Origin of the sequence: Brevundimonas aurantiaca, assembly GCF_014199955.1 — a bacterium.
In the GTDB taxonomy this organism is placed as follows: Bacteria; Pseudomonadota; Alphaproteobacteria; order Caulobacterales; family Caulobacteraceae; genus Brevundimonas; species Brevundimonas aurantiaca.
Window position 1 is genome coordinate 16,320 of record NZ_JACHOQ010000013.1, and the last position, 19,791, is coordinate 36,110.

Annotated in this window: 22 protein-coding genes; 17 read left to right on the forward strand and 5 right to left on the reverse strand. The window is 66.7% G+C overall.

The features are described from left to right. Positions 1–237 precede the first annotated feature (237 nt). The 14 genes from GGQ93_RS15210 to GGQ93_RS15275 all read left to right on the forward strand — a co-directional run bounded on the left by GGQ93_RS15210 (position 238) and on the right by GGQ93_RS15275 (position 13,107). A complete protein-coding gene (locus tag GGQ93_RS15210) occupies positions 238–1,050 on the forward strand; it encodes a flagellin (protein ID WP_183218177.1) in 813 nt (270 codons plus the stop codon). Between the two features lie 298 nt (positions 1,051–1,348). After that, positions 1,349–2,092 carry a flagellin gene (locus tag GGQ93_RS15215; RefSeq protein WP_183218179.1) on the forward strand — a complete coding sequence of 248 codons (744 nt, stop codon included), beginning with the start codon at positions 1,349–1,351 and terminating at the stop codon, positions 2,090–2,092. Positions 2,093–2,202: 110 nt separating this feature from the next. Then, positions 2,203–3,000, forward strand: a complete 798-nt coding sequence (locus GGQ93_RS15220; RefSeq protein ID WP_152949782.1) for a flagellin — start codon at positions 2,203–2,205, stop codon at positions 2,998–3,000. 113 nt (positions 3,001–3,113) lie between these two features. Beyond that, a complete protein-coding gene (locus tag GGQ93_RS15225; RefSeq protein ID WP_054765101.1) occupies positions 3,114–3,932 on the forward strand; it encodes a flagellin in 819 nt (272 codons plus the stop codon). A gap of 112 nt (positions 3,933–4,044) precedes the next feature. Next, positions 4,045–4,782 (forward strand): flagellin, encoded by a 738-nt coding sequence (locus GGQ93_RS15230; RefSeq protein ID WP_054765102.1) that lies wholly within the window; start codon positions 4,045–4,047, stop codon positions 4,780–4,782. Positions 4,783–4,868: 86 nt separating this feature from the next. Continuing rightward, entirely contained in the window at positions 4,869–5,192 is a 324-nt protein-coding gene (locus GGQ93_RS15235) for a FlaG family protein (protein WP_224762229.1), read from the forward strand. A gap of 134 nt (positions 5,193–5,326) precedes the next feature. Then, positions 5,327–6,244: a flagellin N-terminal helical domain-containing protein gene (locus GGQ93_RS15240; RefSeq protein ID WP_054765103.1), complete on the forward strand. Its 918-nt coding sequence runs from the start codon at positions 5,327–5,329 to the stop codon at positions 6,242–6,244. 62 nt (positions 6,245–6,306) lie between these two features. Further along, the gene (locus GGQ93_RS15245; protein ID WP_183218181.1) at positions 6,307–9,009 is read left to right on the forward strand and encodes a transcriptional regulator; all 2,703 of its coding nucleotides are present in this window, start codon (positions 6,307–6,309) and stop codon (positions 9,007–9,009) included. 78 nt (positions 9,010–9,087) lie between these two features. Then, positions 9,088–9,774, forward strand: a complete 687-nt coding sequence (locus tag GGQ93_RS15250) for a hypothetical protein (RefSeq protein WP_183218183.1) — start codon at positions 9,088–9,090, stop codon at positions 9,772–9,774. Next, positions 9,774–10,196, forward strand: coding sequence for a PDC sensor domain-containing protein (locus GGQ93_RS15255; protein ID WP_152949785.1), 423 nt, complete (start codon positions 9,774–9,776; stop codon positions 10,194–10,196). The genes GGQ93_RS15250 and GGQ93_RS15255 overlap by 1 nt, the downstream gene beginning before the upstream one ends. Before the next feature lie 186 nt (positions 10,197–10,382). Continuing rightward, a complete protein-coding gene (gene ssb, locus GGQ93_RS15260) occupies positions 10,383–10,877 on the forward strand; it encodes a single-stranded DNA-binding protein (RefSeq protein ID WP_054766868.1) in 495 nt (164 codons plus the stop codon). Between the two features lie 48 nt (positions 10,878–10,925). Beyond that, complete coding sequence (locus tag GGQ93_RS15265; protein ID WP_224764362.1) at positions 10,926–11,342, forward strand: thiol-disulfide oxidoreductase DCC family protein; 417 nt, start codon at positions 10,926–10,928, stop codon at positions 11,340–11,342. Then, positions 11,339–12,640 carry an SDR family oxidoreductase gene (locus GGQ93_RS15270; protein ID WP_183218187.1) on the forward strand — a complete coding sequence of 434 codons (1,302 nt, stop codon included), beginning with the start codon at positions 11,339–11,341 and terminating at the stop codon, positions 12,638–12,640. The genes GGQ93_RS15265 and GGQ93_RS15270 overlap by 4 nt, the downstream gene beginning before the upstream one ends. Beyond that, positions 12,637–13,107 carry a DUF2269 family protein gene (locus tag GGQ93_RS15275; RefSeq protein ID WP_183218189.1) on the forward strand — a complete coding sequence of 157 codons (471 nt, stop codon included), beginning with the start codon at positions 12,637–12,639 and terminating at the stop codon, positions 13,105–13,107. The genes GGQ93_RS15270 and GGQ93_RS15275 overlap by 4 nt, the downstream gene beginning before the upstream one ends. A gap of 4 nt (positions 13,108–13,111) precedes the next feature. On the opposite strand, the gene GGQ93_RS15280 is transcribed toward GGQ93_RS15275, so the two are convergent. Beyond that, positions 13,112–13,492, reverse strand: a complete 381-nt coding sequence (locus tag GGQ93_RS15280; protein WP_054765110.1) for a type II toxin-antitoxin system VapC family toxin — start codon at positions 13,490–13,492, stop codon at positions 13,112–13,114. Then, positions 13,489–13,767 carry a type II toxin-antitoxin system Phd/YefM family antitoxin gene (locus GGQ93_RS15285; RefSeq protein ID WP_183218192.1) on the reverse strand — a complete coding sequence of 93 codons (279 nt, stop codon included), beginning with the start codon at positions 13,765–13,767 and terminating at the stop codon, positions 13,489–13,491. The genes GGQ93_RS15280 and GGQ93_RS15285 overlap by 4 nt, the downstream gene beginning before the upstream one ends. Before the next feature lie 96 nt (positions 13,768–13,863). On the opposite strand from GGQ93_RS15285, the gene GGQ93_RS15290 reads away from it, so the two are divergent. Then, positions 13,864–14,784 carry a DMT family transporter gene (locus GGQ93_RS15290; RefSeq protein WP_182714471.1) on the forward strand — a complete coding sequence of 307 codons (921 nt, stop codon included), beginning with the start codon at positions 13,864–13,866 and terminating at the stop codon, positions 14,782–14,784. A 29-nt stretch (positions 14,785–14,813) separates the two neighbouring features. After that, on the forward strand, positions 14,814–15,344 hold the full coding sequence (locus tag GGQ93_RS15295) for a DUF1003 domain-containing protein (protein WP_224764363.1): 531 nt from the start codon (positions 14,814–14,816) through the stop codon (positions 15,342–15,344). Between the two features lie 60 nt (positions 15,345–15,404). Here the strand turns inward: GGQ93_RS15295 and GGQ93_RS15300 are convergent, their stop codons facing one another. Then, entirely contained in the window at positions 15,405–15,980 is a 576-nt protein-coding gene (locus tag GGQ93_RS15300) for a superoxide dismutase family protein (protein WP_183218194.1), read from the reverse strand. A gap of 122 nt (positions 15,981–16,102) precedes the next feature. On the opposite strand from GGQ93_RS15300, the gene gyrA reads away from it, so the two are divergent. Next, the gene (gene gyrA, locus GGQ93_RS15305; protein WP_183218196.1) at positions 16,103–18,877 is read left to right on the forward strand and encodes a DNA gyrase subunit A; all 2,775 of its coding nucleotides are present in this window, start codon (positions 16,103–16,105) and stop codon (positions 18,875–18,877) included. Here gyrA and GGQ93_RS15310 read toward each other — a convergent pair whose 3' ends face one another. Together GGQ93_RS15310 and GGQ93_RS15315 are read right to left on the reverse strand one after the other, a co-directional pair. After that, entirely contained in the window at positions 18,878–19,306 is a 429-nt protein-coding gene (locus GGQ93_RS15310) for a type II toxin-antitoxin system VapC family toxin (protein WP_182714474.1), read from the reverse strand. It lies immediately after the preceding gene. After that, positions 19,296–19,790 carry a DUF7662 domain-containing protein gene (locus tag GGQ93_RS15315; RefSeq protein ID WP_182714475.1) on the reverse strand — a complete coding sequence of 165 codons (495 nt, stop codon included), beginning with the start codon at positions 19,788–19,790 and terminating at the stop codon, positions 19,296–19,298. Before GGQ93_RS15315 ends, GGQ93_RS15310 begins: the two co-directional genes overlap by 11 nt. Position 19,791: the final 1 nt, after the last annotated feature.

Below are 19,791 nucleotides of genomic sequence, written 5' to 3' on the forward strand. Positions count from 1 at the left end.
CCCGCCGCCTTAACAAGGCATGGGGCAAAAACGACTCGGCAACTTCTGCCGCCGCACGACAGAAGTTGCCGAGTTTTCCGCCTTTCCATCAACAACAAGGCAGAGAAATCAATGACTTGATGAAATGGGCTCGGCTCACCGGCTTGGCCCCGCCCTTGCTCTAGGGAGGGCGGAGCAAAATGCTCCCGACGCCAAAACGGCGTCGCACATGCACAGAAGTGAAAGAGGGCAGCCAAAATGGCGAGCATCAACACCAATTACGGCGCCTCCATCGCGCTGCAGAACCTGAACAAGACCAACGCCCAGTTGGAAATGACGCAAAACCGCGTCAACACGGGCATGAAGGTCTCCAGCGCCAAAGACAGCGGCGCCATCTACGCCATCGCCACCGGACAGCGCGCCAACATGGGCGCAATGGAGTCCGTGCGCGCCTCCCTGCAGCGCGGCCAGTCGATCGTCGATGTGGCCCTGGCCGCCGGCGATACGGTGACGGCCGCCCTGGAGGAGATGAAGGGGCTGGCGGTCAGCATCGCCGGTTCCACCGGGGCGACCCAGACCTCCTATCTGACGGACTTCCGCGCCCTGGGCGCCGAAATCACCTCGGCCCTGGCCGGCGCCGGCTTCGACGGGGTCAATCTGTGGACGGGCGCGACGGCGACCAATCTGATCAAGGACGTCAGCGGCGGCACGACCGCCATCGGCTTCACGGTCGCAGGCGGCATGGCCGCCGACACGGCCATCACCACCATCACCAACCAATCCATCGCCGCCGGCGCCGCGACGACGGGCGCGGTCGACGCCGCCATCGCCAAGGTGACGGAAGCCCTTTCGACCCTGGGCACCCAGTCCAAGTCGGTCGGTCGGCAAGTGACCTTCCTGAACAAGCTGCAGGACGCGACCGAGGCGGGCATCGGCAATCTGGTGGATGCGGATCTGGCCAAGGAAAGCGCGCGCCTGACCGCCCTGCAGACCAAGCAACAGCTGGGCGTGCAGGCGCTGTCGATCGCCAACTCCTCCAGCCAGACCCTGCTGAGCCTCTTCCGCAACTAGGTCGGCCCTGAAGGCTGGCCCTGAAGGCCGCGTCTGAGGGCCGACGCCGCCCCGTTCGAGGGTCGTTCGTCGGGTCCTTTTGGGGCTCGGGTCGGCAAGATGTGCCCAGTGAACGGCGGGGGTCGGCAAATTCTGCCGGGCAAGAAGGAGGGTGAATCAATAGTAAACTAATGAAAACAGTGGCTTACCGTGACTTCTCGCCGTCGCCTCTGGCCCGGCAATTGCTTCTTACCCACTGAGCAAAAAGCTCCCTTCGCCAAAAGGGCGAAGGAATTCACGAAGTGAAAGGAACGCCAAAATGGCGAGCATCAATACGAACTACGGCGCGTCCATCGCGCTGCAGAACCTGAACAAGACCAACTCGGAGTTGGAGCGGACCCAAAACCGCATCAACACCGGCATGAAGGTCTCTTCGGCCAAGGACAGCGGGGCGATCTTCGCCATCGCCACGGCTCAACGCGCCAATGCGGCTTCGCAGGACGCGGTTCGCGCCGGCCTGCAACGGTCTCAGTCGATCACCGACGTGGCCCTGGCCGCCGGCGACACGATCACGGCCGCTCTGGAAGAAATGAAGAGCCTGGCCGTGTCCATCGCGGGCACGACGGCGGGTTCGGCCGCCGAAACCTCCTACCTGGCGGAATACAACGCCCTGGGTCTCGAAATCACCTCGGCGATTTCCGGCGCCTCGTTCGACGGCGTCAACAGCCTGACCACCCCCTTGGGCGTGGCCGGCGTGACCGACGTCAGCGGCGGCGGCAAGGCGCGCGCCGACGCCACGACCGCCAAGGTCGACACCGCCATCTCGACCGTGACCGCCGCCCTGTCGACCCTGGGCACCCAGTCCAAGTCGCTGGGTCGCCAGATCAGCTTCGTCAACAAGCTTCAAGACGCTCTTGAAGCCGGCGTGGGCAATCTGGTGGACGCCGACCTGGCCAAGGAAAGCGCCAAGCTGACCGCCCTGCAGACCAAGCAACAGCTGGGCGTGCAGGCGCTGTCGATCGCCAACTCCTCCAGCCAGACCCTGCTGAGCCTCTTCCGCTAAGGCCCGGAGGCCCGGTCGCCTCGGCGGCCGGGCCAAGGTCTTGAACCCCGAGCAAAACGCTCCCGTCGCCAAAACGGCGTCGGCCATCACGAAGTGAAAGGAACGCCAAAATGGCGAGTGTGAACACCAACTACGGCGCGTCCATCGCGCTGCAGAACCTGAACAAGACCAACTCAGAGTTGGAGCGGACCCAAAACCGCATCAACACCGGCATGAAGGTCTCGTCGGCCAAGGACAGCGGGGCGATCTTCGCCATCGCCACGTCTCAACGGGCGTCGGCCGCTTCGCAAGACGCGGTGAGGAGCTCGATCCAGCGCGGCCAATCCATCGTCGACGTGGCCCTGGCCGCCGGCGATACGATCACTTCCGCTCTGCAAGAGCAGAAGGCCCTGGCGGTCAGCATCGCCGGCTCCACCGGCGCGGCCCAGACCTCCTACCTGGCCGAATACAACGCCCTGGGGACTGAAATCGCCAGCGCCCTGTCCGGCGCGACGTTTGACGGCGTCAATCTGTTCTCCGCCAACGCCGCCGCGATCACGGTGCAGACCGGGCCGTCGACCACCTATACGCTGAAGGCCATCGCCGGCGCCGCGACCTCGGTCGCCACGACGACGACGGCGACGTCTGGCGATGCGGCGACCCTGGGGGCGACGGTGGACGGGGCCATCACGGCCTTCACCGCCATCCTGTCGGACTTCGGCACCAAGTCGAAGTCGCTGGGTCGTCAGATCAGCTTCGTCAACAAGCTTCAGGACGCTCTTGAAGCCGGCGTGGGCAATCTGGTGGACGCCGACCTGGCCAAGGAAAGCGCCAAGCTGACCGCCCTGCAAACCAAGCAACAGCTGGGCGTGCAGGCGCTGTCGATCGCCAACTCCTCCAGCCAGACCCTGCTGAGCCTCTTCCGCTAAGGCCCGGAGGCCCGGTCGCCTCGGCAGCCGGGCCAAGGCTTTGAAACCCCGAGCAAAATGCTCCCGACGCCAAAACGGCGTCGGCCCTCACAAAGTGAAGAAGGAACGCCAAAATGGCGAGTGTGAACACCAACTACGGCGCGTCCATCGCGCTGCAGAACCTGAACAAGACCAACTCGGAGTTGGAGCGGACCCAAAACCGCATCAACACCGGCATGAAGGTCTCGTCGGCCAAGGACAGCGGGGCGATATTCGCCATCGCCACGTCCCAACGCGCCGCCGCCAGCGCTCAGGACTCAGTCCGCAGCTCGATCCAGCGCGGCCAATCCATCGTCGACGTGGCCCTGGCCGCCGGCGATACGATCACGGCCGCTCTGGAAGAGATGAAGGGCCTGGCCGTCAGCATCGCCGGTTCCACCGGCTCGGCCAAGACCTCCTATGAGAACGAGTTCGCGGCCCTGGGTCAGGAAATCAAGAGCGCGCTGGACGGCGCCAGCTTCGACGGGGTCAACCTGTTGAAGACGGCCTCAACCGGCGGCACTGCGGTCAACGTCCGTATCGGCACGGGCGCCACCGACACCAAGACCATCGGCATCACGACCGATCTCAGCGCCAATACGGACCTGGCCAAGTTCACGGCCGCGTCTCCGACGGTGGCTGACTTCACCTCGGCCAACGTCGATCTGGTGATGACGGCCGTGACGACGGCCCTGTCGACCCTGGGCACCCAGTCCAAGTCGCTGGGGCGCACCATCAGCTTCGTCAACAAGCTTCAGGACTCCCTTGAAGCCGGCGTGGGCAATCTGGTGGACGCCGACCTGGCCAAGGAAAGCGCGCGCCTGACCGCCCTGCAGACCAAGCAACAGCTGGGCGTGCAGGCGCTGTCGATCGCCAACTCCTCCAGCCAGACCGTGCTGAGCCTCTTCCGCTAAGACCCGGAGGCCCGGTCGCCTCGGCGGCAGGGCCAAGGTCTTGAACCCCGAGCAAAACGCTCCCGTCGCCAAAACGGCGTCGGCCATCACGAAGTGAAGAAGGAACGCCAAAATGGCGAGCATCAATACGAACTACGGCGCCTCGATCGCGCTGCAAAACCTGAACAAGACCAACTCGGAGCTGGAGCGGACCCAAAACCGCATCAACACCGGCATGAAGGTCTCGTCGGCCAAGGACAGCGGGGCGATCTATTCGATCGCCACGTCGCAACGGGCCGCCGCCGCTTCGCAAGACGCGGTCCGCGCCGGTCTGCAACGCACCCAATCGATCACCGACGTGGCCCTGGCCGCAGGCGATACGATCACGGCCGCTCTGGAAGAAATGAAGGGGCTGGCGGTCAGCATCGCCGGATCCACCGGCGCGGCCCAGACCTCCTACCTGGCCGAATACAACGCCCTGGGTACGGAAATCGCTTCGGCGATCACCGGCGCCTCCTTTGACGGCGTCAACAGCCTGACGGCGCTCGGCTCGAACGCGGCGATCACCGCCGTGAACACCGGCAGCATCACCGCCGCCAACGCCACGACCGCCAACGTCGACGCCGCCATTGCGGCGACGACCTCGACCCTGTCGACCCTGGGCACCCAGTCCAAGTCGCTGGGCCGTCAGATCAGCTTCGTCAACAAGCTTCAGGACGCTCTTGAAGCCGGCGTGGGCAATCTGGTGGACGCCGACCTGGCCAAGGAAAGCGCCAAGCTGACCGCCCTGCAGACCAAGCAACAGCTGGGCGTGCAGGCGCTGTCGATCGCCAACTCGTCGAGCCAAACCCTGCTCGGCCTGTTCCGCTAAGGCGAGCGGCCGGGGCGGTTTCGCGACCGCCCCGGCCATCGTCCTCGTTTCATCAAGGAGACGCGGAGTGATCCGCGCAAGGAGCCATGACGGAGAATGTCGCCAGAATAAGCAGCGCTCTTGCACCCGTCGCACCCGCCAAGGCGGCCGAAGCCTCCTTGGAGGTGAAGCCCGTGAACGCCTCGGCCGCCGCGCCGACCGCGGATGAAGCGCCCCAGACGCCCAACAGTCTTGCAGACGCCGGACGCTATCGTCTGACGATCGAGGCGGTCGGTCGTCACCGCTTTGTCTACAAGGTTCTGGATCGGGTGACGGGCGAGGTGATCCGCCAACTGCCTCGCGAAGACGTCGAGAAGCTGATCAGCGATCCGACCTATCGCGGAGGCCGGGTGGTCGACACCGCCGTCTGAGCCGGCGGGAGAGCCTGAATTTTTTAACGCCGCCGGCCCGCCGGACGGCGCAATCATGGTTTCCGGGGCGTTAACCATCCGCTCACGACTCATGATTAATACTGGCAGGAACAGAAAGTCCGGGGCTTGAAGCCATGACCAGCAGTATCCACACCAACACCTCGGCGATGATCGCCCTGCAGAACCTGAATCGCACCAGCGAGAACCTGGCGTCGACGCAGAGCCGGGTGAATACGGGACTGAAGGTGCAGGGCGCCAAGGACAATGCTGCGGTGTGGGCTGTGGCCCAGGGCCAGCGGGCGGACCGAGGGTCGCTGGAGGCGGTCACCACCAGCCTGAACCGCGCCACCTCGATCGCCGACGTCTCCCTGGCCGCCGGGGAGCAGATTTCGGACATCCTCCTGGAGCTGAAGCAGAAGGCCACTGCGGCTGCCGACCCCAGCGCCACGGCGGCGACGCGCGCCTCCTACGATCAGGAATTCCAGTCGCTGCTGAAGTCGATCCAGTCGTTCGCCGACAACGCCATCTTCGACGGCGCCAATATTCTGGACGGCTCGGCGACGGCGGATCTGAACTTTCTCGCCAGCGCCGACGGCAATGAGACGATCGCCTTGAAGCGTCAGAACCTCGGCCTGGTGGGCTTGGGTCTGGCGGCCAACTCCTTCGATTCCGATCCCGCCACCGCCGGCGTTCAGGCCTGGACCAACAACGCCGCCACGCCGGAAGACGAAACCCTGCTGAATGCCGCGCCCGACCTGCTGACCCAGGAAAAGGCCAAGTTCGCCCTTCAGCGGATCGATGCGGCCATCACCGTCGCCGGCTCGCGCCTGTCGGAACTGGGCGCCCAGGCCAAACAGATCGAACGCCACACCACCTATGTCGGCAAGCTGTCGGATTCGCTGGAGGCGGGCATCGGCAATCTGGTGGACGCCGACCTGGCCAAGGAAAGCGCGCGGCTTCAAGCCCTGCAGGTCCAGCAGCAGCTGGGGGTTCAGGCCCTGGCGATCGCCAACCAGGCGCCGCAGATGATCCTGTCGCTGTTCAAGGGCTGATAGGGCGACTTAACAGCTCGTTATCGCTTGCGTCGTAGGCTGCCCCTGAGCGGAGCCGCGCTATGATAAGCAACAGCTATTTGCTAGGTCTGTATGGGATTTCGGCGGACTCGTCCTCGCTGATCGGCGCCTCTGCGACTCCGGCCAAGGCCAAGAAGACCCAGCCCACCGCGCCCTGGGCCAATTCCTCTGCTGCGACGGCGCCCAAGGCCAGCGACCTGGTGCGGGCGGCCCTGGCCGGGCGCAAGGTGATCGACGAGAGCGCCGTCGATCTGGATATGGCGGGCGCGTCCCCCGACTATCGCAAGCTTTTCGCCATCTACCAGGGACTGAACACGCTGAGCGCCCTGGCGGATCGCGCCGACGACAAGGGGTTGACCAAGCTCGAGGCGGATCAGCTGAACCGGCGCTTCTCCGCCGGTCTCGAAGAGGTGTCCAAATATCTCCAGACTGCCAAGTTCGAGGATTTGAAGGTCGTTCAGGGCGTCTCTAAAACCAGTGTGAAGACCGGCTACGCCCAGGAAAAGGCGCCCGCCAGCTTCGTCGCCAAGCCGATCCATGAGGGCGCCCTGGATGCGCCGGTCGCCGCCTTCGCCGGCGACGTCAAGTTCGCCATGTCGGTCAAGAGCGCCACGGGAACCGTCTCGGTGTCCATGGACCTGTCGGAGATGGGCGATACGACGCGCACCCTGGACAATGTCGTGGCCTATATGAACGGCAAGCTGGAAGCGGCCGGGGTAGCCAGCCGCATGGGCCGCGAAATGATCAAGGTCGAGCCCAAGACGATCAAGAGCGGCGACAAGACCATCACCCTGCCGGCGGGGCCGGACCAGTGGGCGTTGAAGGTCTGGGGTTCTTCCGGGGAGACCGTCTCCTATCAGGCCGTCGATACGTCTGACGCCGTCTATGTGACGCAGAATGTCGGCGGGACGACGGGTTCGAGCCAGCTTTTGAAGTTTCAGACGGACGGGGGCGCCGCCCCGACGCCGCAGCAGGGCGTGGCTGACCCCTTCTGGGTCGAAGGCCGGGTGGGCCGATCCGAACTTCCGCCGGGCGTCGAATCCGTCCGCGACAGCGTGACGACCGCCGACGGCTCGGTTTGGGTGTTGGCTGACCTGAAGGCGGGGGAGGCCAATCAGCCCATCAAGGGGACGCGCGACGTCGCCCTGATGAAGTACGACAGCGCCGGAAATCTGGTGCAGACCAAGCTCCTGGGCGCCGCCAGCAAGGCCAACGGCTTTTCTCTGGCGGCGGCGGCAGACGGCCGCATCGCTGTCGCGGGCTCTGTCACCGGGGCCCTTGAGCCGGGCAAGAGCGGGGCCGATGCGGCTGTGGCCGACAGTTTCGTCACCGTCTTCGACAGTTCGGGCCAGGAGCTTTGGACCCAACGCCGCGGCGCGAAGGCGGCGGACGAAGCGACCCAGGTGGGCTTCGGCGCCGACGGCCTGGTCTATGTCGCGGGTCGGTCGAAGTCGGCCATGCCGGGCACGATGGCTCTCGGCGGCTGGGACAGCTATGTCCAGACCTTTTCCCAGACCGCGCCGAATCGAAAAGGCGTCGTGACGGCGATCAACATGTCCACCCAGCAGTTCGGCACGGCGGGAGACGATTCGATCCAGGCCATGACGGTGTCCGGCGCGGATCTGTTCACCGCCGGCGTGGAGAACGGCCGCGCGGTGGTTCGCCGGTTCACGCTGGACGCCTCGGGCGTTCCCACCCTGGCCGCGACGCGCGACCTGGGATCGGCCAGCGGCAAGATCGCGGGAATCTCCGTCGAAAACGGCAAGGTGGTGCTGACGGGGGAAACCAGCAATCCGGCCCTGGACCTGGGAACCCCGATCCAGGCGCATGCGGGGGGCACGGACGTCTTCGTCGCCGCCTTCTCGACGGATCTTCAGGATAAGAGTTCGGACAGCCTGACCTTTTTCGGCGGGGCGGGGGACGACACCGCCGCCGATGTCGAGGTGCGCAACGGCAAGGTCTGGATCACCGGCTCCAACCGGGACGAGGGGGCGACAAAGACCGATCCGACGCGCGCCTATCTGGCGCGGCTGGATCTGGCGACGGGCGCGGTGGAGTCCAACCAGACCTGGCGCGCCGACGGCGACCAGGCCAAACCCGCCAGCCTCAGCATCGTCTCCGGCGGCGCCAGCGTTCTGGATCGGCTGGGCTTGCCGCAGGGCGAAGTCATGCAGGCGGACTCCAAACTTCTGACCGTGGCGACCTCCGCCCGTGTCGGGGATCAGTTCTCGATTACCCCGGCCGGCGGGGGGCGAGCCCTGACCGTCACCATCGAAGCCAAGGATACGCTGGACACCCTGGCCAAGAAGATTTCCGTCGCCTCGGGGCGTCAGCTGGAGGCCAAGATCGTCTCCGACCTGAAATCGAATCCGCCGACCCAGAGGCTGCAGATCACCCCCGCGGCCAATCGCGAGGGCGCGGTCATCACGGCCGGACCCGCCGGCAAGGATGCTCTGGCCGCCCTGGGTCTGACGCCCGGCCTCATCAGCAAAACGGCGACGAGCGACAAGAAGACGATCGGGCTGAATCTGCCCAACACTCTGAATCTGAACGACGCCGCCTCGATCAAGGCCGCGAACGACGCCCTGGCCGCCGCCCTGACGGCGGTCCGCTCCGGCTATCGCGCCCTGGCTCCCTCCACTGGGACGATCACCAACACCCAGACGAACAAGGGCTCGTCCACCGTCTATCAGCAGACCCAACTGGCCAACTATCAGGCGGCGCTCAGCCGTCTTGTCGGCTGATTGCGAAGGCGCGTGGTTCCCGGTTGACGGCCGGCGCCGGTTCCGGGTTATTGGACGCCTCAGTCGCGAAAGTTCGCCATGGCCCTTCCTCAAGACAATCGCGTCATCATCGCCGTCGGCGCCGGACTGGTGATCATCGCCGCTGTCGTCCTGGCTCTGATCTTCACCAGCGGCGGCGACAAGACCCCCCAGACGCCGCCTGCGGCCAAGGGCGGCCTGACGGTCGATCTGGCCGACGCCCCCTCGCTGGAGCCGACGCGCGAACTGCGCTGCTTCGTCAATGGTCAGTTCGTCGGGATGGCGACCCTGGCGGACTGCGCCCAGCGCAATGGCCTGGCGACCGACGCCCTGGACGTCGGGATCGACGAGACGGGCGCCCTGGCCGCCGCGCCGACCGCCGCCTTCGCCCCGCCGCCTGAGGCGCCCTCCGTCGAACTGGCCCAGGCGGAACCTGCGCCGCACATGGAACCCAAGCCCACGACGCCCAGCGCGCCTGCGTCTTCGGCGCCGGCGGCGGCGGGCGCGCAGTGTCTGCGCCACACCGGCTCAGACTGGCGCGTCCTGTCCAGCGGCATGAGCCTGAACGCCTGCGTCCAGGCCCTTTACGCTGGAACCTGCGTCCGTCCCGGCGATGCGCAGTACGGCCGCTGGGGCGAGACCACCCTGCGTCTGGTGCCGCGTCGCGTGGAACAGTCCAGCGACAACACCCGTTTCCGCACCTTGGCGGAGCAGGACCGCAACTGCCAATTCCCGGGTCTGAACTGATGCGCGTGCTCGCCCTTTCGATGATCGCCGCGGCCGCTCTGGGCGCCTGCTCCAACGCGCCGAAGTTCGAGTTCCAGCCCGGCGTCTGCTATTTCGTCGCCACGCCGGACGGACAGCCGCCGCGGCTTCAGAAGATGAGCGAAAACGTCGCCCAGATCGAACTGTGCGCCGCCCAGCTGGAGGAGATGCGCCTGCGCTTCCTGCGCATGGGCGGATCGAACCAGGAGGTGGCCGGCGCCTATCAGGGCCGCTTCATCTTCATCGACCGGGAAGGGGTGAAGTTCGGCAAGAGCCTGACGGGAAGCCGCTTCTTCGCCATGGCCCGCACCGGCGACGGGCGTTTGGCGATACCGGGTGCGATCCAGCGGGACGAGACGGGCAGGCCCGTCGCCGTCGCCGCCCCGCCGCCTGAGACGCCCTAACAGCGCCGCAAGTCCCCGCCGAGGGACTTGCGGCGCTCGAACAAAAGTGGAACAAAGCGTTAATCCACCGTTTTGGCGGGTTGGGCGTCGAATGCGGCTGACGGTGATCCGCAGCGGCTCTAAGACATCCGACTGAATTTGAAGGGCGGGCGAGGTGATCGCCGGTCTGGTGAGAAGGAAGTTTCCATGGCGGGCAGCGTCAACAAGGTCATTCTGGTCGGCAATCTGGGCCGCGATCCTGAAATCCGGTCGATGCCGAACGGCGACCGCATCGCCAACCTGTCCATCGCCACCTCGGAAACCTGGCGCGACAAGTCGACCGGCGAGCGCAAGGAAAAGACCGAGTGGCACCGGGTCGTCATCTTCAACGACAACATCGTCAAGGTGGTCGAGAACTATGTGAAGAAGGGCTCGACCGTCTATGTCGAGGGCGCGCTCCAGACCCGGAAGTGGACCGACCAGCAGGGCGTGGAGAAATATTCGACCGAGATCGTGGTCAGCCGCTTCAAGGGCGAACTGACCATGCTGGGCGGCCGGTCCGAGGGCGGCGCCTCTCAGGGCGGCGGCTACGGCGGCGGTCGCGGCGACGACGACTATTCCTCGGGCTTCTCCACCGGCGGCGCCAACCGCCCCAGCGGGCCCAAGGAAAGCTACGACCTGAACGACGACATTCCGTTCTAAGCGCTCGAGGTGGGGCGGGGGCCTTACAGCTATCGTGAGGATCCCGCCGTGCCGGCCTTTCCGGACGACCGGCCCCTGGTTCTTTTCGACGGGGATTGCGCCCTCTGCTCCGGCTCGGCGCGCAAGATCCTGACGGCCGACCGGGCCGGGCTGTTCCGGCTGGCGCCGACCCAGTCGGCCTTGGGGCGGGCGCTCTTGACCCATTACGACGTCGATCCGGACGACCCCGCCACGATGTTGCTGATCCAGGACGGGGTGGCGCGCGAACGCTCCGACGCTGTTCTGGCCATCATCGCCCAGCTGCCTGCACCCTATCGGTGGGCGATCATCGGTCGGATCGCGCCCCGGTTCATTCGCGACCGCCTGTATGATTTCGTGGCGCGTCGCCGTCGCCGGTTTCCGGGTGCGACCTGGTGCGCCCTCCCTCCGGCAAGCGTCGATCTGAAGGACAGAGTGCTGGGATGAGCGGTCGCGTGCTGGTGCTGGGCGCCAACGGCTTCATCGGCTCGCACGTGGCGGCGGCCCTGTCCGCAGAAGGCTGGAGCTTAAGAGCGGGCGCGCGGCGTATCGCCGAACCGTCCCGTCGCGCCCCGAGGTTCGACTGGGTCGCGGCCGACTTTTCGAAACTGACGACGGTCCAGGCCTGGGCGCCGCTTCTGGAGGGGGTGTCGGCCGTGGTGAACTGCGTCGGCGTGCTTCAGGACGGCGGCGGCGACAGCACCCGCGCCGCCCATGTCGACGGCCCGCGCGCCCTGATCGCGGCGTGCGAGGCGGCGGGCGTGGCCCGACTGATCCACATCTCCGCCGTCGGCGCCGACGAAGCGGCCGGCACCGACTACGCCCGCACCAAGGCCGAGACCGAACGACTGGTCGAGGGCAGCGCGCTGGACTGGCTGATCCTGCGGCCGTCGCTGGTGGTGGACCGGGCGGCCTTCGGCGGCACGGGCCTGATCCGCGCGCTGGCGGCCTTTCCGCTGTTTTCGCCCGTCGTCGGCGGCGACCAGACCTTCCGTCCGATCCCCTTGGGCGATCTCACCGCCGCCGTCGTCGCAGCCCAGCGCCCCGGCGCCCCGTCGCGCCTGATCCTGGACATGCCGGGGCCGGAGGCGGTGACCATGGCCGAGACGGTGCGCCTCTATCGCGGGTGGCTGGGCTTGAAGCCGGCGCCGGTCGTTCGCATTCCCCGCGCCCTGGCCGCGCCCGCCCTGGCGATCGGCGATCTTCTGGGACGACTGGGCTGGTCTTCGCCGATCCGCACCACCGCCATGCGCCAGATGGATCACGACGTCGCCGGTCGCGACAGCGGCTGGGCCGAGCGGCTGGGCGTATCGTCGCGCGGCTTCTCCCGTTTCCTGGCCGAGACCCCGGCCTCGGTACAGGACGTCTGGCACGCCCGCCTGTGGTTCGTCCGCCCGATTTCGATCCTGACCCTGGGCCTGTTCTGGCTGATCACCGGCCTGATCAGTTTCGGCCCCGGCTGGAGCGGCGCCGTCGCCATATTGCACGAAGGCGGCTATGGCCGCTGGGCCGGGGCGGTGGCGGGGTGGGGCGCCCTGCTGGACGTGGTTCTGGGCCTGGCCCTGTTCGTGCGGCCGTGGACGGCGCGGGTGGCGATCCTCATGTGTCTGGCCACCGTGGGCTATCTGATCGCCGGCACACTCAGCCTGCCGCACTACTGGATCGACCCCTTGGGGCCGTGGCTGAAGGTTCTGCCCATGATGGCGCTCTGCCTGTTCGTCGCCGCAACGGACGCCCGCCGATGAGCCTCTATTTCGCGCTGAAGATCATCCACATCCTGTCCGGCGCCGTCCTGTTCGGCACAGGCGCAGGCATCGCCTTCTTCATGCTGCGCGCCCACGCCACGCGCGACGCCAGGACGGTGGCCGAGGTCGGCCGGATCGTGGTCCTGGCCGATTTCGTCTTCACCGCCACCGCCGTCGTTGTCCAGCCCATCAGCGGCCTGGGCCTGATCCATCTGGAGGGCTGGTCCCTGACCAGTTCCTGGCTGCTGGCGGCTTACGGGCTCTATGTCTTTGTCGGCCTGTGCTGGCTGCCGGTCGTCTGGATTCAGTACCGGATGATGAAACTGGCCCAACGGGCGTCGGGGCAGGGGGCGGCCCTGCCGCCGGCCTATCATCGCCTGTTCCGCTGGTGGTTCGCCCTGGGCTGGCCCGCCTTCGCCGGCGTCCTGGCGATCTACTGGCTGATGGTCGCCAAGCCGACGTTCTGAAGCCTCACCAGACCGCCTGATCGAAATGGCGCAGGATCACCCGGTCGGCGGTGATCAGCGTCGCCCCGTCGGCCATGGCGTTGGCGACGATCAGCCGGTCGAACGGATCGCGCGTCCAGGCGAAGCGGCAGGCGGCCTCGGCGACGGCGGCGGCCGAGGCGTCCGACAACTCCAAATCCAGACGCTCCTGAAGGTCATGCAGCAGAAGGTCGGCCGTCTTCAGCTTGACCCGACCGATCTCGATCAGGATTTCGATCTCCACCACGACCAAGGGGGACAGGCGCAGGTCGCGAGCCCGCGCCAACTGCGCCTTCGCCGCACGGCTGATCTGCCGATCCAGTCGGTAATAGAGCCAGAGGGCGACCTGGGTGTCGAGGTGGATCACTTGTCGTCGAAGTCGAACTTGGCGTCCGGATCCCAGGTCCAATGGCTCTTGTTGGTGTCGATATCGTCGGGGCAGTCGTCGGCGCCTTCCCGAACGCCCTGGGCCATATAGGCGTCCCAGCGTTCTTCGGGCGTCATCGGTTTTGCGGGGGTCTCGGCGATCAAGGTCAGCCGCCGCCCGCCGCGCCGGATCACCAGCGGCTCGCCGGTCTCCAGCACGCTGTCGACCAGCCGGAACAGGTCCTTGCGCAAGGCGGTCAGGGTGACTTCGGTCATGTGTACATGTTGGGCGTCAGGCCTGTACATGTCAATGCAACGCGCGGACACGGCATGTGAAGGGCGTTCTGGCGCGCACCGTGCCATAGGCGGGGCATGTCCGATGCCGCCGCCGCCCCGCCGCCTGCAAAGCCCCATGCCCTGACCGGGCTGGAGATCGCCGCCATCGCTGCGATCATCATCGTCTGGGGCGTGAACAATGCGGGCGCCAAGCTGGCGACCGAGCAGCTGTCGCCTCTGCTGGTCGGGGCGATCCGGTTCGGCATCGCCACCGCCTGCCTGATCGTCTTCGTCCGTCCGCCCTTCCCGGATTGGCGCAGCCTGACCCTGATCGTCCTGTTGGGCGGGCCGATCCAATATGGTCTGGCCTATACCGCCTACTGGTTGGCCACCGACGTCAGTCCGGTCACCGTGGCCAACCAGTTGTGGATTCCCTTTACGGCCCTGTTCGCCTTCCTGATCCTGGGCGAGCGGCTGAACAAGGCGGCCCTGGTCGGCATGGGGGTGGCCTTTGTCGGCGTGGCCTGGATGACCCTGGACGCCCATGCGCTTCAGGACTGGAAGGCCATTCTGGTCGCCATTGCGGCGGGCGCCGCCTGGGGCGTGACGACGGTGGTCGCGCGGCGCACCACCTCGATTCCGCCGCTGAAGATGCAGGGTCTTCTGGCGCTGGGCGCCTTTCCGGTCATGGCCTTCGGCTCCGCAGTGTTCGAACACGGCCAGTGGGAGGCGGTGAAGGCCGCCACCCCCCTGGTCTGGGCCTCGCTGCTGTGGGCCGGAATCACTTCGTCGGTGCTGGCGACCACCCTGCTGTTCTGGCTGGTGCAGAGGCGCGAGGCCGGCCGGGTCACGCCCTATCTGCTGGTGACGCCGGTCGTGTCCATGCTGATCGGCTGGGGCTTCATGGGGGACGTGCTGACGCCCCAGATCCTGACCGGTTCGGCCATCGCCATGGGAGGGGTGGCTCTGGTGGCCCTGGCCGAACGGGGCTTGCGCGCGGGGGCCGCCAAGGCTTGATCTGGGGCGCAAGCCTCAGGAGCCCGCCCTTGTCCCACGCCCCGATCGACGCCGACCATCTGTCCCGCCGCTGGCTGGGCAAGGCCAAACACGATCTGCCCGCAAACGCCGCCAGCGTGATGCAGAGCACCGCCGACCGACGTCCCATTTCCGAGGACGTCAACACCGCCTTTCAGGGGCGTCAGACCTTCGGCGACCGACTGGCGGATCGGGTCGCCGCCTTCGGCGGGTCCTGGCCCTTCATCATCGCCTTCGGCGTGTTTCTGGCGCTCTGGACCGCCGGGAACCTGCTGTTGCGCAAGGCCGCCTTCGATCCCTATCCCTTCATCTTCCTGAACCTGGTCCTGTCCATGCTGGCGGCGGTGCAGGCGCCCGTGATCATGATGAGCCAGAACCGCCAGGCGGCGAAGGACCGGCTGGACGCCAGCAACGACTATCAGGTCAATCTGAAGGCCGAGATCGAGATCATGGCCTTGCTGGACAAGGTGGAGCAGCTGACGGCCCGCCAGGAGGAACAGACCCGCATGATCGAGCGGTTGCTGATCCAGAAGGGGCGATGACGCCACACCCCCGTCATCCTCGGGGTCAGGCCCGGGGATGACGCAGGAGGGCGAGAGAACTCAGCTCGCGCTCAGGGCCGCACAGGCCACCCGATCGCCGGCGCCGCCGATCGGCTGGGTCGAATGGTCGTCGGGATTGGCGTGGATGATGATGGCCGAGCCGTCTTCGTCCCACAGCCACTGGCCGGGGCCTTCCGAGGAAATGCGCGCGCGGGTGGTGAAGAGTTCGGCGTTCACCTTGCCGTCCGCCCCCGCATAGACGTTCGGCAGATCGCCGTCGTCCGGCCCCTGGGCGTTCAGCAGGCCGTGCGGGGCCTTGGGCTCGCTGTGGTTGATATGGCCGCCGGACGAGGTGAAGGGGGCGGCGCAGGCGCCCGTCGCATGGATGTGGATGCCGTGCCAGCCCGGCGTCAGGCCGGAAGCCTCGACCCTGATCACCAGGCCGGTCGGCCCCTGACGCAAATCGACGCGACCGATGTTGGCGCCCGAGGCGTTGACCAAGACTGCCTGTCCCGCCGCACCGACCGGGGAGCGCTCGGCCTGGGTCTGGGGGGCGTTGCCGGTCGCGGCGCAGGCTGCGGTGAAGGCCAGGGGAGACGCCAGGGCGACGGCGAAGGCGAGGGTCTTGGCGTGCATGTGGAAAGTCCTTTCAGAGACGGGCTTTCACGGCGGCGTCGCTTTGCCACCGCAGTCCTAGAATGCTAGAAAACGCGACAGCGGATCACGTTCCGATTCCGGCCGCATAAAGCCACGCTTCCTTGACCGACGACAGCTACGAAAACGCCGCAACTCCGATTGTTCCGGGAGGCGGCGGCTCAGACATTTCCACGATCACCATCGAGGACGAACTGAAGCGTTCGTACCTCGACTACGCCATGAGCGTGATCGTCAGCCGCGCCCTGCCTGACGCCCGTGACGGGCTGAAGCCGGTTCACCGTCGCATCCTCTATTCGATGCACGACCTGAACATGACGCCCGAGCGCAGCTATTCGAAATGCGCGCGCGTGGTCGGCGACGTGCTGGGGCGGTTCCACCCCCACGGCGACGCCTCGGTCTATATGGCCCTGGTGCGGATGGCCCAGCCCTTCTCCATGGGGCTGATGCTGGTCGACGGGCAGGGGAACTTCGGCTCGGTTGACGGCGATATGCCGGCCTCGATGCGTTACACCGAGTGCCGGATGGCGCCGGCCGCCACGGCCCTGATGGCCGACATCGACAAGGACACGGTCGATTTCCAGCCGAACTATGACGAGAAGGAGCTGGAGCCGGTCGTCCTGCCCAGCCGAATCCCGAATCTGCTGGTCAACGGCGCGGGCGGCATCGCCGTCGGCATGGCGACCAACATCCCGCCCCATAATCTGGGCGAGGTCGTCGATGCGGCCCTGGCCCTGCTGGATGATCCCAACGTTTCGGACGACGCCCTTTTGGACATCGTGCCCGGCCCGGACTTCCCCACCGGCGGCGAGATCATGGGCCGCACCGCGCCGCGCAATGCGCTGCGCGACGGTCGCGGCTCGGTCGTCGTGCGCGGCCGCGCCTCGATCGAGGAGATCCGCAAGGATCGCGAGGCCATCGTCGTCACCGAACTGCCCTACCAGGTCAACAAACAGACGCTGATCGAGCGCATCGCCGAAATGGTTCGCGAGAAGCGTCTGGAGGGCGTCTCCGACGTTCGCGACGAATCCGACCGTCAGGGCATGCGGATCGTCATCGAGCTGAAACGGGACGCCTCGGGCGACGTCATCCTGAACCAGCTGTGGCGCTACACCGCCATGCAGAGCTCGTTCGGCGTCAACATGCTGGCGCTGAACCACGGCCGACCGGAGCAGATGGGCCTGCGCGCTCTTCTGGAAGCCTTCCTCGACTTCCGCGAGGAGGTGGTGGTCCGCCGCGTCAAGTTCGAGCTGAACAAGGCCCGCGACCGCGGCCACGTCCTGGTCGGTCTCGCCGTCGCCGTCGCCAATATCGACGAGGTCATCCACATCATCCGCTCCTCGGCCGATCCGACCGAGGCGCGCGAGCGGCTGCAAGGCAAGGCCTGGCCCGTCGGCGACATGATGGCCCTGGTCGAGCTGATCGCCGACCCGCGCAGCGTGATCGTCGAGGGCGACAAGATCCGCCTGACCGACGAACAGGCTCGCGCCATCCTGGCCCTGACCCTGTCGCGTCTGACCGGCCTGGGCCGCGACGACATCTTCGGCGAGGCGCACGGCCTGGCCGACACCATCCAGGGCCACCTGACCATCCTGTCGGACCGCAAGAACGTCCTGGCCATCATTCGCGACGACCTGATCGACGTGAAGGACAAGTTCGCCGTGCCGCGCCGCACCCTGATCGGGGAAGGCGACGGCGAGATGGAGGACGAGGACCTGATCCCGCGCGAGGATATGGTCGTCACCGTCACCCACGGCGGCTATGTCAAGCGCGTGGCCCTGAACGCCTATCGGACCCAGCATCGCGGCGGCAAGGGCCGTTCGGGCATGGCCATGAAGGACGAGGACGCCATCACCGGCGTGTTCAGCGCCTCGACCCACACCCCGGTCCTGTTCTTCGCCACCAACGGCAAGGCCTATAAGCTGAAGACCTGGCGCCTGCCGCTGGGCAATCCGCAGTCGCGCGGCAAGGCCTTCGTCAATCTGCTGCCCATCGAGCCGGGCGACAGCATCATGAACGTCCTGCCCCTGCCTGAGGACGAGACGACCTGGGGCGACTACGACATCATGTTCGCCACCCGCTCGGGCGATGTGCGCCGCAACAAGCTGTCGGACTTCGCCACGGTCAACCGCGCCGGCAAGATCGCCATGAAGCTGGAAGGCGACGACCGCATGGTCGGCGTCGGCCTGTGCACGGCGGACGACGACGTGCTGCTGACCACGGCCCTGGGCCGCGCCATCCGCTTCAAGGCCGATGACGTGCGGGTGTTCAAGGGCCGGGATTCGACCGGCGTCCGGGGCGTGCGTCTACAGGACGGGGACGAGGTCATCTCCATGGCCATCCTGGGCCGCGTCGACGCCACGCCGGAAGAACGCGCCGCCTACGTCAAACACGCCAACGCCATGCGCAAGGCCCTGGCCGGCGCCGAGGGCGAAGACGAGCCGGCGACCGTCGAGGCCGAGGACGACGTCGCCGAGGCCCCGATCTCGCCCGAGCGCATCGCCGAACTGGGCGCCGCCGAACAGTTCATCCTGACGGTCACGGAAACCGGCTTCGGCAAGCGGTCCTCGGCCTATGAGTATCGTCGCACCGGTCGCGGCGGCCAGGGTCTGACGGCCCATGGCCTGGGCGGCCGCGCGGGCGCGCGACTGGCGGCGGCCTTCCCGGTCGAGGAGACCGACGATCTGCTGCTGGTCACATCGGGCGGTCAGATGATCCGCACCCGCGTGGATCAGGTCCGCATCGTCGGCCGCTCCAGCCAGGGCGTCACCATCTTCCGCACCGGCAAGGACGAAAGGGTCGTCTCGGTCGAACGCCTGCCGGAAAGCGGCGGGGCGGATGAGGCGGACGCCGCCGGTGAAGAGGGCGGCGAGGCCTGATCAGGCGACGAGCACGAGGCGGTCGGCGAAGCCTTCCGCCTCGGCGCGTCGAACCAGTCGGGCGTCCAGCGTCGCGACCTGGCTGTCTCGCACTTCCGCCAAAGCGATATAGGTCGCGTCATAGACGGAAAACCGGTGACGCGCGGCCAGGTCGTAGGCGCGCCCCAACAGGTCCGGCAGTGATACCGGCATGGCCATCATGCCCCGCGCCGTATCTACGGCTTCAGCCCCGAGTTGCTCGGAGCATTCGCCTCGCCAGACCTTCTTCGCCGCTATGCTGGCGATTTCGAGCGGCATCAGGTCGGACGCGATCATGATCCGCTCCGAGCTTACGCAGTCGCCCAGAAACCGTCTGGCGGCGGCGGAATGTTCCTCGTCGAACAGGGCTGCCGCAAAGACCGAGGCGTCGATCACCACCTCATCGGCCATCGCGATCTTCCCGGATCAGATCGACGCTGGAAACGCTGGAATAGATCGAGCGACTGCGTGAGCGGTCCATCCGGTCCAGAAAGGCCTCGTTCCGGCTTCGTGCGGTTTCGTTCAACAGGAGGGCGACGGCCGTTCCAAGATCGACGCCGCGCTCCTGACAGGTGCGCTCCACTAAACTGCGCGCAGCGGGCGTCAGGGCGGCCAAGGATAGAAGGGCGCCCTCTACCCCCGTTTCGGTCTGTTCCTTTACGAAGGTGACCTCGTTCCGAGCGGGATTGAGCTTGGCCTTGCGGCCCGCTTTCAGCCAGGCCTTGGCCTGAACATGGGTGTCGGTATTGGCCCACCATTGACGCCTTATCCGCTCGTCATAGGCGGATTGGGGAAGCTTTCGGCCCAGCAGGGCTTCGATCTCTTCGAACGACAGAGTGAGGGCGTTTTGCTTCGTTTGGGCGAGGCGGTATTCCAGCGGGGCGTAGACCGACATT